This is a genomic window from Methanosarcina siciliae T4/M (assembly GCF_000970085.1).
GTDB lineage: Archaea > Halobacteriota > Methanosarcinia > Methanosarcinales > Methanosarcinaceae > Methanosarcina > Methanosarcina siciliae.
The window spans coordinates 514,238-527,846 of record NZ_CP009506.1; the positions used below are offsets into that span (position 1 = coordinate 514,238).

Genomic DNA, 13,609 nt, shown 5'->3' on the forward strand with positions numbered 1-13,609 from the left:
GGACTGGATAAGGGTTCAAACTTTGCCTTAATCCGAAAGGATGCAGACTTACTGATGGTGTTCTATTGTATGAAAGGAGGCAAACTTCTGAATGTAAGTATTTCAACGATATCCTCTCAGGATAAGAAGCTTACAGACGCTCACCTCTTCCAGAAATGGAAAACTATTGACTGGAATCAAGTAGAAAAGAGTGTTAATAAGTTGCAAACCCGAATTGCAAAAGCAGTCATGAAAAACAAATGGAACCATGTCAAGAGATTGCAGTATTTATTAACTCATTCCTATTTCGCCAAACTTCTGGCAGTAAGAAGAGTTACTCTAAACAAAGGAAAAAGGACACCTGGAATTGATAATGAAAAATGGCTAACTTCCAACGCCAAAATGACGGCTGTCCTCAGACTTACTGGTAAAGGATACATAGCTAAACCCCTGAAAAGAGTCTTCGTCACTAAGATTGGTAAGAATAAGAAACGTCCCTTAGGCATCCCTACAATGTATGACAGAGCTATTCAGTCTTTATATGCATTAGCTCTCGAACCCATAGCTGAAACAATATCTGACCTTAGGTCTTTTGGATTTCGAAAGCACCGAAGTACCAAAGATGCATGTCAGCAAATCTTTTTGTGTTTGAGCAAGAAGAGCTCAGCTCAATGGATCTTAGAAGGCGACATCAAAGGATGCTTTGATAACATAAATCATCAGTGGTTGTTGACTAACATTCCGATGGACAAGTCAATACTAACTCAATTTCTCAAAGCAGGTTTTATTTACAAACACCATCTGAATCCAACTAAAGCAGGTACGCCGCAAGGTGGAATAGTCTCCCCCATTCTGGCTAATATGACATTAGACGGCATCGAGGAGTTACTTATGAGCAAATACCCAAAACAAGGTCGTAAGTCTCCTAAGGTTAACTTCGTCCGTTATGCTGATGACTTCATAGTTACTGCTAATTCAGAAGAAACTGCCAGAGAAATTCGGGACATACTTATTGTTTTCCTCAAAGAACGAGGTCTTGAGCTATCTGATGATAAAACCCTTATAACAAACATTAATGAAGGCTTCGATTTCCTCGGCTGGAATTTCCGCAAGTATAATGGCAAGCTCCTGATCAAACCTTCCAAAAAGTCCATCCAAAGATTTACTGAAACAATCAGTCAAACCATAAAGAAAGGAATGGCATGGTCTCAGGAAGTCTTAATTGCCAAACTGAATCCCATAATAAGAGGTTGGACTAATTATCACAACTCAGTAGTCTCCTCGGAAGTTTTCCAGATCCTTGACCATCGAATCTGGGAACTGTTATGGACATGGGCTAAAAGAAGACATCCAAACAAATCTAAATCTTGGATTGTCAACAAATATTGGAAAAGAAGCATTTCCAGAAAGTGGAATTTCAGAACAGAAGGAAACGGGTTACTACTTCCATCCCAAACCAGAATCTATAGACATACTCCTTTAAGACTGCAAATGAATCCATTTCTTGACACTGATTACTACCGTGAACGCCAAAACAAATTGAACTTCCGGAAAAGTCACTCCATTTGAAATTAAAAAAAAAAGAGAAAAAAAAAGACTGCTGCCCGATACAGAAAAGGTTATAGAACGCTTGAGCCGTATGAAGGGAAACTTTCACGTACGGTTCTTAGAAGAGGAAGAGCGAGTAATCGCTCTTTCTTATTCGACAACGACAAGATGTACGAAGATGAAACAGGATAGCAAAAGGGAGAAATTCAAAAGAGGAAAATTGCGGAAACAGAGATATTCTCGGTTGATGGGCGTATAACAAAAATTAGTGGAATTATCCCAATAATGGGAAAATGGAAGGAGAAAGTACGTGAGAAAAAAATAATCATGTACTTTCATGCTAAATTAGAAAAATATATGAAAACGATACTATTATATGTTATAATCACCTTGAAACAGAACGTTAAGAAAGCGCGACTCTCTAAAAAATTAACTGTATAAGCTGAAAATAACTACAAGGTATATTTGAAAAAGAAGATGTGATAACGGAGCTAATTTCAAAAATTGGTAGAAAATACAGAAAAAAGTTAGTATTTTTTAAATTGTTTTTCTAGGAAAATATATCTTGTAATAAGACGTATACTTAGTAGAGTGGGCTTGAGACTGGTAGACTTAGAGCATGTACATTTGCTTTCAAGTGAGGTTCAAAGTTGTGAGCAAACTATAGCTCGTGAGATTAAATTAATAGTAGGGCTGGATATGTGTGATAATCTATGCACGTATGATACGTCACAAAAAGACGTAGATGTTTCGACAGATGTGATGGCGAACGAAAGTCAAGTTATCGCAAAAATCGCAAAACAAGCTGCCAGAAATGCTATAATGGATACCTTTAGGCTTGGTAATCCAATAATGATTCTAGAAGACGGATATATTGTCAAAAAATATCCAGATGGAAGAACTGAAACTGTAAAAAAAATCGAGAAAATGCCAGTAATATCAGGAAAAAGAATTTATCATCTATGAAACATATTACGGTTCATGAGACGTATGAGAGTATTTGCCGGCCCAAATGGTGCTGGCAAATCAACCTTGCTCAATCAAGTTAACAAAGCAGTACTTATAGAGCATGGATTTGAAATAATAAATTCAAACCGTCATATAAATCCTGATGATCTCAATGCGATTGATATAATTGATTTTAGTAAATTTGGGGTGATGGTTGAAGAAATTGATTTTAAAGAGCATGTACGGCAGTCTCCCCATTATGAAAGAAGTAATATTAATATTGAAAACATAGTAATTAAAAATAATTCATTTGAAATTCCTAACAAAAACTCATATATTGGCTCGATTCTAGCTGATTATTTACGAGTTTGTTATATAAAATTAAATGAAGATAATTTTTCATTTGAAACTGTTTTATCACACCCTTCAAAAGTAGATTTTCTAAAAAGTACAAAAGAGTGTGGATGGTTGGTATACTTATACTATGTATGCACAGAAGATCCAATTATCAACGTTGCGCGGGTAGAGGATAGAGTCTTAAAAGGAGGACATTATGTTCCACCTGAAAAAGTCATAGATAGGTATTGGCGGTCACTTGCAAATTTATTTCCCGCTTTACAATGTTGCCATAGAGCATATATCTTTGATAACTCAACAAAAGATATGCCACTAATTGCCGAAAAGAATCCAGATGATACATTAAAGTTATGTACAGATTATACTCCAGCATGGGTAGACGAATATGTATTATCAAAATGCAGATTAGAATCAAAATTTAAAATTATTTTGTAAAAAACACTGGTAGTATGCTAATTTTTCTGTAAAATTACAAATTATAGAGGGTTTTTGAATCAAAAGTTCGATATCAATAAATTGTTTTTACATCCAGTGTCCAAAAAATTGACTTTGAATTTACAGCAAATTTGCGACACTACCTACTTTCTAACTATAGTCATTTACGCAAAAAATTACACTTACGCAAAGAATTAAACTAAAATTGGACTGACCTATTTTCTAGTCCAATGCATTGTGTTTTCAGTTATTTCTGAGAATTAAGTATCCGCATCGAAATAACTTAGGTGCTTTTTTATACTGTTTTAAAGTATTATCGCGAACGAGCTCGTTTATTTAATTCAAACAAATTGTATATTCCCTAGGTTATTTTGTTACGACTCCTAAGTGTAAATTGTTGCATTCATAACTATAATCTCACATTTCGACCCCCTCCCAAAAAACACAACTTATTTTTTTTATTCGCACAGTCCATTGCTAATTTTGCCTTTACATTTCTATTAATTACCCAATATTCACTATATTTATTCAGAGGTATCTATTTTTTTATTTTATTTTCTAAATTTGAACTGGATTTTTTTGAACATTGTGGGATTCAAGCCAAAATCATTGATTTTGTTGAGCATGTTTTACGGCAGATTCAATAAGTTTATCCAGTTGTTGCAAAAATCACCTTATTTTTGAAAGGGGGGTCGAAATGTGAGTTTTAACCTAGATTCCCGCCCACTCATAACGAGGCAGGCGGGTTCACCCCCAGATCATGGTGTACAGCTGTTTTTTATTTTTCCAGCATCTCGCCCACTCAAAGCGATTTTCCTGGCTGTCCGAAGCATTCAATGACATCGAGTTTGTCGCCACGAAGGTTCTCTCACCGTTATGTGTAATATAGCACATAACGAGGATACAATTAACGATCCGAGAAACGAGAACCTTTTGAAATTTCAAGGAATCAACGCCCCAATTAACGAAAACCTTTTCAAATTTCAAGGGATATAAAACCAAGTATTACCAGACTCGTTATGAATCAACGGGAATCTAGGTTTTAACTCACCTTTCAAAGATGAGTGATTTTCCGTTATCCTCTGGCTTTGTTTGTGTATGCCTAATAAAAGAATAATCCTGACAATAACGATTTTGTTAATATGGCAGGTATTTTTCCATGTTTAGAAAAGAAAATAACGATGCTTGTTTTGTGTCCATTTCTTCCACAATAATTTTGCTTTTTTTGGACTCTTTTTCCTGAACTACCGCAATCTTGATCTCAGACAGTTTTTCAATGAGCTTTTTCAAAGAGAAACCGTACATTTTGGTCTCCCATGCCAGGTATCTGTAGAAAAGTAGGCCAGCCATAGCCAAAAACACATGAACTCTAATGTTTTCATCCTTGTGATGATATACTGGTCCTACAGGAACAAGCAAGTGATCATTCAACAGTTTAAAATCATCTTCAACAAGATTCTTACTGTTATATGTTTTCACTATCTTTTTAGTTTGCCATTTTTGCTTATCCGTAAATAGGACGTTCTTCCCAAACGTCTTTTCGCACTTTTTTTCGTTTTCTTCATCAATCCAGAACTTTAACTGAGGCTTTTTCTTCCCTTCCAGAGCATCAATTATTTCATATTTTATAACGCTATTGTATTTTTTCAGAATAATTCCTGCAACCTCACGTTCTACGCTGCTCCTGTTTCTTTCTTTTCCTTTACTGCTTTCTAATCTTCTCTGGAGATCCTCCAAACTATCAATTATTCTTGATTTGTTTGTTTCATAAGTGCTCTTTTGAAGCTTGTAAGTTCCTTCGTTGTAGGTTATTACGGTTGTATATTCTGCTCCGTAAAACTGGTGTTTTGTTCTGTATCCAAAAATTTTGTTACCTTTCGAATTCTTGTATAAACACTCATATTTGGAAAGCGGAACATCGAGAAGCTCCTCGGCTTGATTTGTTTTTGCAGATCCTACAAAACTCATTTTTGAGGTTACCTTTTCAATGTTATCTTTTGAGTTGTTACCCTTATCGAAAACAAGAACAAGATCTTCAGAACAGATATTTAATTCAGTCAGTCTGTTTATGATTTTATCTACTATGCCTGAAAATTCTTCAGAGTCATGAACATTTCCAGGATATGTTTCATGAATAAAAGGTATGTTATCCTCGTTTACAGCTAGCGAAACACATATTTGATTTTTGTCTTTCCTATGCTTTTTGTTATATCCTTTATGAAGCAGTTCGCTCTCGTCATCATAATTGTTAGCATACGTAAACCAGTTTGATTCATCCACAAACATTATTGATGGAGTAAATCCCTTTCCTACAAGAACTCTGCAAAGATCGTCTTCAATCTTTTTCATAGTATCCAAGTCGACATAATTCATTTGGTTCAGAAAATTCTGACAATTTAACTTGTGCGGGAATTTCCACATGAAAGCTAAAGGGGATTTTTTGAACCACTCTTCAATCCCGTTTTCACTTAAAACGCCGTGACTTTTTCCGATTACATCAAGTAAGAGGTATTCTCCAACACTCAATCCATCTATTAATTTTTTGTCAGTATGCTTGTTAACTATGTCAATGAATCCAAGTTCTTCATTCACATGAAGAAGTGCGGCAAGCTTGCCGTAATCAAAGGATCTAAGTTTATCATAGGGCAATGATTCACATTGCCTTTTCATCTCAAGTATTTTTTCTGCGCTACCCAGATAAACCTGAAAAATGGTTTTTACCTTTCCATCAACTCTGGCAGATTCTACTATATACCAGTAAGGTTTCCCATTGACGAGTTTCTTTCTTAAAAATACCATAGTATTGATTATGATCTACCTATATAAATAACTTTTTGAAATAAACAATATCAATAGACTTTTTAAAGTGAATTTAATACTTAGGATCTACAAATAAAAAATTTGCAAAAGGTCAGCTGATATTGTTTTTTAGAGAAAATTGAGGTTAAAATCGCGTTTCTTTGAAACTTCAGTTTAAGGTTGGAAGACATGACCTGATAAGAGCGCCAGGAGCTTTTAGAAGGTTGAATGTCTGAGCAAGTAAAAGTAATTTTTTCTTAAAAAAGGGAATTTAATGCTCTTAATTTAATTTTAAAGCATTAATAGAGAAATTGGCAAAACCTCATTTGTTAAAATTCTTATGATAATATTTTTGGAAAGAGGTTTTTAGATCTCTAATATTAATTTGAATTAAAAACCGGATACAAAGAATGTTCTTAAGAAGCTTTATAGTAATTTTGAAATAAGGATGGGCCACGATTGGTCCAAAGATACTGGAGATTGGTATATATAGAGATTTCTAAATTGGGCGCGGTATTCAAAAGAAGCTCAGGAACTGATTCTCTTTAATAAAAAATCATACCTATCCTTCATCTCATATTGAATGTATTTTTCAAGCAAACTCTTTTCTTTAGAGTTAAACGTCGTCAAAATAATTTGCCAATTATCAGAATTCGGAATTTTTTCAATTATCTTCACAAAAGCTTTGATAGCACTAGCATCTAAATTTTGTTGTTTAGGCTCGTCCAAAATTAAAAGATTTGGATATTTGATTCTTTCTACATCAAATAACTTAACTGAAGTTTGGAGTAAGGCTAAGTAATAACTCAGGATAATTCGGATATAATCACTCGAACTGCTAATATTAGAAATATCATAAAATTCCAACGAAGGAGTGTAATTATCAGACATTTCTAATTTTATATCGTTCGTTAGTTTACTTGAAGTAAATAAATGTAGCTCTTTAGAATTGTTAATCAAGAAATTCTTTATTGTGTTTAATATATCTTGATCTGTTGTAGATTTTTTGTAATCTTTTATTTCGTTTTCTATTTGTTTTTTGTGTTTTTCAGCTTCGTCAATTTTATGCATAAGCGGTTCCAAGCCTTCCCATTTAGATAATAACTCCTTATAATTTAAAATATCAGAATAAAGTTTATCTATTTCCCTAGCCAAATCTCTTAAGTTTTGTATTTCCTGTCCAAGATAAGTTTTCATTTGAAAATCTAACATATTTTTTAGATACGTTTCATCTGAACTTAAATTTTGAATTATTTGCAATGTTTTCTGTAGTTCCAGCTCCCGAGCTTCTAAAATCTTAACAAAAGAAGACTTTTCATCTTCTAAGAACAGCAAATTTTCAGTTACAGTAGATATATTACTTATTTCTGATTTGCACAAACGGCAATGTGATTCATCATTAGAACTAAGTTTTGACTCGCACACCGGACAGCGGGTAATATTCAACTCAAGATTGAGCCTCTGAATTTGTTCTAATTGTTTATTCTTTTTTTTATTAATCTCAATTTTTGCAATGTAATTTTTGTAACTATTAATTTCCCTAACTAAGTCTCTTTTTTTTTCTAAAGCCAAAGTTTTTGAATTTAAAATTTGTCTCAATTTATCTCTTTTAGAATTTGCAGAAGAGTCAAATAAGTCTTTTTTGTCGTATATAACCTGAATTGTTTCTTCTTTCTCTTTTAGTAAATTTTCCATATGACATATTAAATCATTTATTTCATATCTCCCAAATCCAATTTTATCAATTATAAGTACGTTATTGTCACTAACCGTAGCATTTCCTAGCGTGAGAATGTAATCTCTTTTAAGATCTAGTTCAGTTTTTAAGCTTTTGATTGTGTTACTAATCTCTTTTTTCTCCAGTTCTAGCAAATGTACATTAAATTTTCCTAGTCCAAGTAAGTATTCAAATGATATTTTTTTCACGTCTCTTATATTATACCGAGTAATCTGACGCGCTTGTATTTGAGACCAACCAGCTTTTTGTTCAACGAAAAAAAGAGGTACTAAATTTTCAAAATATAATTTTTTATTATCCCCATCATATCCTACGACTTCAACGATTTCCCAGTTCAAAAAATTAAATAAATATCTCTGAAATCCATATTCATCCATTGTTCCATTGCTTATTATATAAAAGTCATTGAATTGTTAGTAGAATAAAATTGCTCCAATTCACACTTTTTTACAATACAGATATTTGTCTTTCCAATAATATTCCGTTTAATAGTAATTGTTTCATGTGAATTGCTAATTTCTAAAAGTATATAAGATTCGATAATATTCTTTTCTTCTATTTTTTCATAGAATTCTGGTTTAAATGGATTATCTTTAAGTTTAAATATTCCAAGACCTTTTTCGGCACCTAAGCCGTATAAGATGCCTGTTATAATGCTACTTTTCCCTACGGAATTAGGTCCATAAATTACATTTAGACCTTTTTTGAATTCCACTAAAGCTCCATATGTAGAATTATCGGCACATCTGATAGTATATTTCAATTTATTAACAAATAAGTTTCTCATTTTCTCGCCAGTAGGTGTTTGGAATTACTTCAGTAATTATTTTTTTAGTATCTTTTTCCTTAATTTTCCCATTAAACAAATTTAGAAAATTAGTTTCTTCTTCAAAAATGCTTCTTAACGCCTCAGATATATTCATACCCTTCTCTAAAATTATAATTTTAGTACTATTTGACGTTTTTTTTGTATCTATAAAACCTCGAATTGACAAGAATAAAAACATATCATTAAATCTTAAATCCCAAGGAACACTTTTGTATTGTATCAGGTAAAAATCGTTTTCGATATTTTTTTGTTTTTTCCAAGAGTTCAATTTATTTAATAATTCTTTATTATTCTTGAAGTACTCAAGAATAAATTTAGATTGATATCCAGTGTTCCTTAAAATGAAATCTATACAAGCAATTAATTCTTTACTAAGGCCCTTTTCAAGATTTATCATTCCCAAAATAAGAAGAATTCTACAAGATCGATATAGTATAGAATCTTCTGGTTGTTTATAGACTGGTCTATCTAAACTAACACGTACTTTTAATTTTTTTTGTTCTATTCTATTAATTAATAACTCGATATCGGAGTTCATTCTTTCTCCAGTCAAGAGGACATTCAGCAGCGAGTTCCATTACAATTCCATTAAGCAATTTTTCAATGTCTCCTGTGTAGTTTCCATTCTTAAATAAAATGTCCAAATCTGTTTTTGCCTCATCGAAAAAATCATAGAAAAACTTTCGAGGACTATCGTCCTGGTGGACATTAAATCTTCCTGTAAGCCTATATGCTTTAATCTTCAGGTTTTCTTGCCAATCTAATATTTCTGATCTTAAATCATTGTTAGTATCTTCTAAATCTTCTAAATAGATTTTATAGTTACAGCGAAATTTATGGTATCGTAATCTTGTCTCATCATGTTCTGGAAAGATAGAGTTTAACTTGCAGTCTAAAGTTGTTTTATAGTTTTCTTTCTCATTAGGTTTTCTATCCGAGTCGATAATTTTGATTCTATTCCCCAAATCACGACAATTCTTTTGTTTTATTAGGTCATTGATTCTTAGTTTCGTTTTATTTATCACATTATTTTTGTCAATTGAGTTTGAATAATTATAGTTATATAATTCATAAAAGAAATCACTATTCAATGCGAATAACTCTTCAATGTTACTCGTTGTATCCCATAGATCAATAGAAAATGGAAATTTATCTCTACAACTTTCCAATGTGTTATCCTTAATATTTGATATCTGTATCTTTGGAGATATTGCTATAAAAGCATCAGCTTTATATGCAGAACTATCTAATTCAAACATTTTCCTAAGTAAAGCATTAAAACTAAGCTCAGTAGAATAGTCTTTACACTCAAAAAAGAAATTTCTTGGATGATCATCGTCATCATAAAATTGAACTTTAACATCAAATCCAAATTGTGCACCGCTATTTTGTCTTCTAACTCTAATTACTTGGAAATTCATCTCTTCAAAGAGCCATCGAAAATGTTGTTCGACTAAAATTTCTAGCTTGTCACCTTTGGACATTGTAAATATTATTTATACTGATGGCTTATCAATTTTTCGAATTTACTCGGCATTAATTAAAGATAATGAATAAAAATGTTGTAAACTTTTCACATGCACCATCTGGTTACATGAAATCACTAGGATAGTGGGTGTTTAGAAAAAGATTTGTAAGACTTTGAGGGGGCCAGGGCAAATTTTTAAAAATTTGCATGAATTTAGAGGGAATTTAAATAGATCAATTAATTTACTAAACATAATATAACAGAAATGCTTTGTGTTGTATAAATTTAGAAAACTACTTTTTGGCGTATTGGGGATGAAGTATGAAGATCATAGGAAAATCCAAGATCACAAAACTGCAAGCAAAACCCGAAATTTCATATCCATTAATAAGGCTGCCACAATCGGAAATTAATGTTGCAGGAGATACAGCTTATATCTTTAAAACGGAGTATAACGGCAAATTTGTTTATGTGATTTCCTTGGATGAAGAATTTAATGGCGAACTTAAAGTTGTACAACCAGAAGTAAAATCTGACCTCGAAGCAAGAATTGAAGCACTAGAAAAGGAAGTCTATAAAGACTCTAAATCTGAAAAGAAGGATAGTGGGCCCGCTGAGATTCGAACTCAGGACCTCCGCCGTGTGAAGGCGACGTCATAACCGTCTAGACCACGAGCCCATGAAATGAAATTGAAAACTAATAAGGGTTAAGCAACCATAAAATAGAACTTCTTATGTATAAGCTTATCGCTTGCAGGCTTATTTTTGGCTTGCCCGGGCCTGTTATGGGAGTACTTTTTTATCTTTCTGGCAAAGGGATTCCGGTTCCTTTTCATATTTTGGGGATTTTAAGTCAGGCGATAAAGTAAAGAAGTAAATACGTAATAATGTTAATAACTATAGAAATAATTTAATTGCTTGGTTTGTATGATAGAAATCCTGAAAATCCTCTTTACCATGCCGTTTTTGTTCTACTCATGCTATACTGACCTGAAGGAGCGCAGAGTCTCAAATAAGGTGTGGAAGTACATGCTTGCATCGGGGTCGGTATTTGTAATTTATGAAGTTTTTACAGGAGGTGTTCCTTATCTTAAGGCTCTTATTTTTTCGGGAGTTGTTGTTTTCCTTTCGATTTACATCCTTTTCCAGCTCGGAGCTTTCGGGGGCGGGGATGCAAAGGGGCTGATAGTGCTTTCTATCTTATTTCCGCTCTATCCGATTTTCCAGTACTCGGGAAAGGTCTATCCCCTGCTCGGGCTGCCCCCGATAGGGCTCTTTGCCTTCACGGTGCTGGAAAATGCTCTTCTGGTAACCGTCCTTGTGCCTCTCGGGATGTTCTGCTACAACCTCCTGCACTTCTCGACCGGGATGCTCAAAAAACCCTTCTACATGTTTCTCGGGTACAGGACTGATGTGTCCTCCCTGAAAGATAAGGAACATCTGGGCCTGCTTGAAAAGTTCGAACTTGATGAAAACGGGTCCGTCATCAGGAAGTTTGCACGGACAGGGCTCGATTTTGATGCGAACCGGAAACCCGAACTTGAGGAATACGCAGAAAAAGGGCTTATCGATAAAGAAGTCTGGGTTACTCCGGGCCTTCCTTTCATGCTCTCAATTACGGCAGGCTTTATAACAGCAGTGATTTTCGGGGATTTAATCTTTTATGCCGTCGTGATCATTCTTGAAGGATGAACTGAAAGCCTGTGGAAACTTTCTTTTTTCCTTTTTGCTTTCCTTTTCTACTTCTTCTTTTCTTCTACTTTTTCATCTTTTCTGCACGACAAGCAGCCCGTAGAGGATAGTTTCGGCAATCGGGGGGTTATCAGGAGTGCCTTTTGCGATCCTTTCTTCGGGATAGCCGAGGTTTTCGCAGGTATAGAGTTCGGCTTCGATTTCAAGTTCTTTAAGAATTTCTGCAACCTCGCGGGATCCAAATGACTCTTCCGGCAGCAGGAAAATGTTCCTTCCATTCATCAATTCCCGGATCAGTTCGGCTTTTGCAGGTTCAAAATCCCTGCCGTGGGCTGTTATTGCACAGAGGTTCGTCAGGTTTACCTTTGTCCGTGCACAGGCTGCCTGCATTGAAGATATCCCGGGAATTACGGTATCCTTTTCCCCTGCAAATTTCCCGAGCCCGGAAAACATGGGATCGCCTGTGGAGAGGACAACGGCATCTGCGGGCAGGAGGTGGAGCGACTTGTAATCTTTAATCGTCTTTGCTTCGCAGGTGATATATTCCTGTGCGATCTCAAGGGCTCTTTTTGCCCCGTAAACCACCGATGCCTTTCTTATTGCCTTTATCCCTTCTTCCGTGAGCATGCCGGGTCCGACCCCGACTCCTACCACAATCATAGTTTTTCTTCCCCTCTGTCCGGTTTAATTTCTGAAATCTCAGTCCCTGGAGTTTACTTTTGATTCAATTTTTGAATTCACTTTTACTTCTCAGGTTTACTGTCCATAAGGACAGAGCCATCCCTGTCAATCACAACGATTCTCGCACCTTTGCCTTTCTCGACTGCCATTTCAAAGGCTTCTTTCAGGCGCTCGTGTTCAGGAGCTTTTTCAAGCATCTCAACGACGGTTGCATAGCCGCTTCCTTCCAGCATCTTCGGGTTCCCCCATTTCAGGACAAGGCCCGGAAGCCCGCAGATAATGATGTCGCCTGAAGCGTTATCAAGACCTTCTGAGATCCTGCTCCCGACCATAACAACGGTGTAATCGGGGAAAAGCATGTGAGAATACTTCATTCCTATCCGGCCTGTGGTCAGGACCACTTTATCCGTGCAGCGGATCAGGTCTCCTTTCATCTCTCCAAGGTGGTCGTTCCAGGGCTCGACAAAGCCTGTGCTCCCGAGGACCGAAATCCCGCCTTCGACTCCTATCCTGCTGTTCAGAGTCTCTTTTCCTACCCTTTCTCCCTCAGGAATGGAAATCGTGACCTCGGCTCCCTTCAGGCCCAGCTCCTCTACGGCTTCCTGCACTGCAGCCCGGATCTGTTCCATGGGTTTTGGGTTGATGGCCGGCTTTCCTTTTGGGACCTGCAGCCCGTCCCTTTTTACAACCCCTATGCCCTTTCCGCCCAGGACGCTGATCCCCTCGGCTTCCTTGGCTTCCCCGACAAATTCAAGCCCCCGGGTAATATCGGATTCGTGGTCGTTAGGAATCTTCTTTACAACTGCACGCCCGGTAGAGGACTCGCTGACTTCAAGGTAAGCCCTCAGCCCTACCGGGGTGGGCACGGATACGCTGTCAACTGTTTTTTTAAGGGAAAGGACAGCGGCTTTTGCAGCGGCACTGGCTGTGGTTCCTGTAGTATATCCTCTCTTGAGCACGGACCCGTCACTCAGGATCACAATCATCCCGGATGCCACGTTTTTTTCAAGCTCTTCCCTGGGCAGCCCGGTACGGGCAATCCATTCTTCAGGGAACTTGAAATTGTTAACCGGATCTATCATGGAACAATACTCGGAGGTTTTTTATTATAAATGTATTGACCTGAAAGCCAGGA

11 protein-coding genes, 1 tRNA gene and 1 pseudogene are annotated in these 13,609 nt (G+C 35.8%); 5 read left to right on the forward strand and 8 right to left on the reverse strand.

The features are described from left to right. Positions 1-69 precede the first annotated feature (69 nt). From ltrA to MSSIT_RS02325, 4 genes and pseudogenes are all read left to right on the forward strand, one after another. Positions 70-1,548 (forward strand): group II intron reverse transcriptase/maturase, encoded by a 1,479-nt coding sequence (gene ltrA, locus MSSIT_RS02315; protein ID WP_048174449.1) that lies wholly within the window; start codon positions 70-72, stop codon positions 1,546-1,548. A gap of 129 nt (positions 1,549-1,677) precedes the next feature. Further along, positions 1,678-1,833 (forward strand): annotated as a pseudogene (locus MSSIT_RS24485) (IS110 family transposase); the annotation flags it as partial. 285 nt (positions 1,834-2,118) lie between these two features. After that, positions 2,119-2,493, forward strand: coding sequence for a hypothetical protein (locus MSSIT_RS21055; RefSeq protein WP_052721489.1), 375 nt, complete (start codon positions 2,119-2,121; stop codon positions 2,491-2,493). A 15-nt stretch (positions 2,494-2,508) separates the two neighbouring features. Further along, a complete protein-coding gene (locus MSSIT_RS02325) occupies positions 2,509-3,267 on the forward strand; it encodes a hypothetical protein (RefSeq protein WP_048169653.1) in 759 nt (252 codons plus the stop codon). Between the two features lie 1,137 nt (positions 3,268-4,404). On the opposite strand, the gene MSSIT_RS02330 is transcribed toward MSSIT_RS02325, so the two are convergent. The 6 genes from MSSIT_RS02330 to MSSIT_RS02355 all read right to left on the reverse strand — a co-directional run bounded on the left by MSSIT_RS02330 (position 4,405) and on the right by MSSIT_RS02355 (position 10,780). Then, the gene (locus MSSIT_RS02330; protein ID WP_048169656.1) at positions 4,405-6,066 is read right to left on the reverse strand and encodes an IS1634 family transposase; all 1,662 of its coding nucleotides are present in this window, start codon (positions 6,064-6,066) and stop codon (positions 4,405-4,407) included. Between the two features lie 528 nt (positions 6,067-6,594). Continuing rightward, positions 6,595-8,181 carry a hypothetical protein gene (locus MSSIT_RS02335; RefSeq protein ID WP_048169658.1) on the reverse strand — a complete coding sequence of 529 codons (1,587 nt, stop codon included), beginning with the start codon at positions 8,179-8,181 and terminating at the stop codon, positions 6,595-6,597. Positions 8,182-8,195: 14 nt separating this feature from the next. Next, positions 8,196-8,567: an AAA family ATPase gene (locus MSSIT_RS02340; RefSeq protein ID WP_231590384.1), complete on the reverse strand. Its 372-nt coding sequence runs from the start codon at positions 8,565-8,567 to the stop codon at positions 8,196-8,198. Between the two features lie 4 nt (positions 8,568-8,571). Next, positions 8,572-9,171 (reverse strand): hypothetical protein, encoded by a 600-nt coding sequence (locus MSSIT_RS02345; RefSeq protein WP_048169662.1) that lies wholly within the window; start codon positions 9,169-9,171, stop codon positions 8,572-8,574. Then, the gene (locus MSSIT_RS02350; protein WP_048169664.1) at positions 9,143-10,117 is read right to left on the reverse strand and encodes a hypothetical protein; all 975 of its coding nucleotides are present in this window, start codon (positions 10,115-10,117) and stop codon (positions 9,143-9,145) included. Before MSSIT_RS02350 ends, MSSIT_RS02345 begins: the two co-directional genes overlap by 29 nt. 589 nt (positions 10,118-10,706) lie before the next feature. Beyond that, positions 10,707-10,780: transfer RNA gene (locus MSSIT_RS02355), tRNA-Val, on the reverse strand. Positions 10,781-11,028: 248 nt separating this feature from the next. Between MSSIT_RS02355 and MSSIT_RS02360 the strand changes: the two genes are divergently transcribed. Beyond that, positions 11,029-11,793 (forward strand): A24 family peptidase C-terminal domain-containing protein, encoded by a 765-nt coding sequence (locus MSSIT_RS02360; RefSeq protein ID WP_048169666.1) that lies wholly within the window; start codon positions 11,029-11,031, stop codon positions 11,791-11,793. Positions 11,794-11,865: 72 nt separating this feature from the next. Here the strand turns inward: MSSIT_RS02360 and MSSIT_RS02365 are convergent, their stop codons facing one another. After that, the gene (locus MSSIT_RS02365) at positions 11,866-12,453 is read right to left on the reverse strand and encodes a cobalt-precorrin-7 (C(5))-methyltransferase (protein ID WP_048169670.1); all 588 of its coding nucleotides are present in this window, start codon (positions 12,451-12,453) and stop codon (positions 11,866-11,868) included. Between the two features lie 83 nt (positions 12,454-12,536). Next, on the reverse strand, positions 12,537-13,556 hold the full coding sequence (locus MSSIT_RS02370) for a cobalt-precorrin-5B (C(1))-methyltransferase (RefSeq protein WP_048169671.1): 1,020 nt from the start codon (positions 13,554-13,556) through the stop codon (positions 12,537-12,539). Between the last annotated feature and the right edge of the window lie 53 nt (positions 13,557-13,609).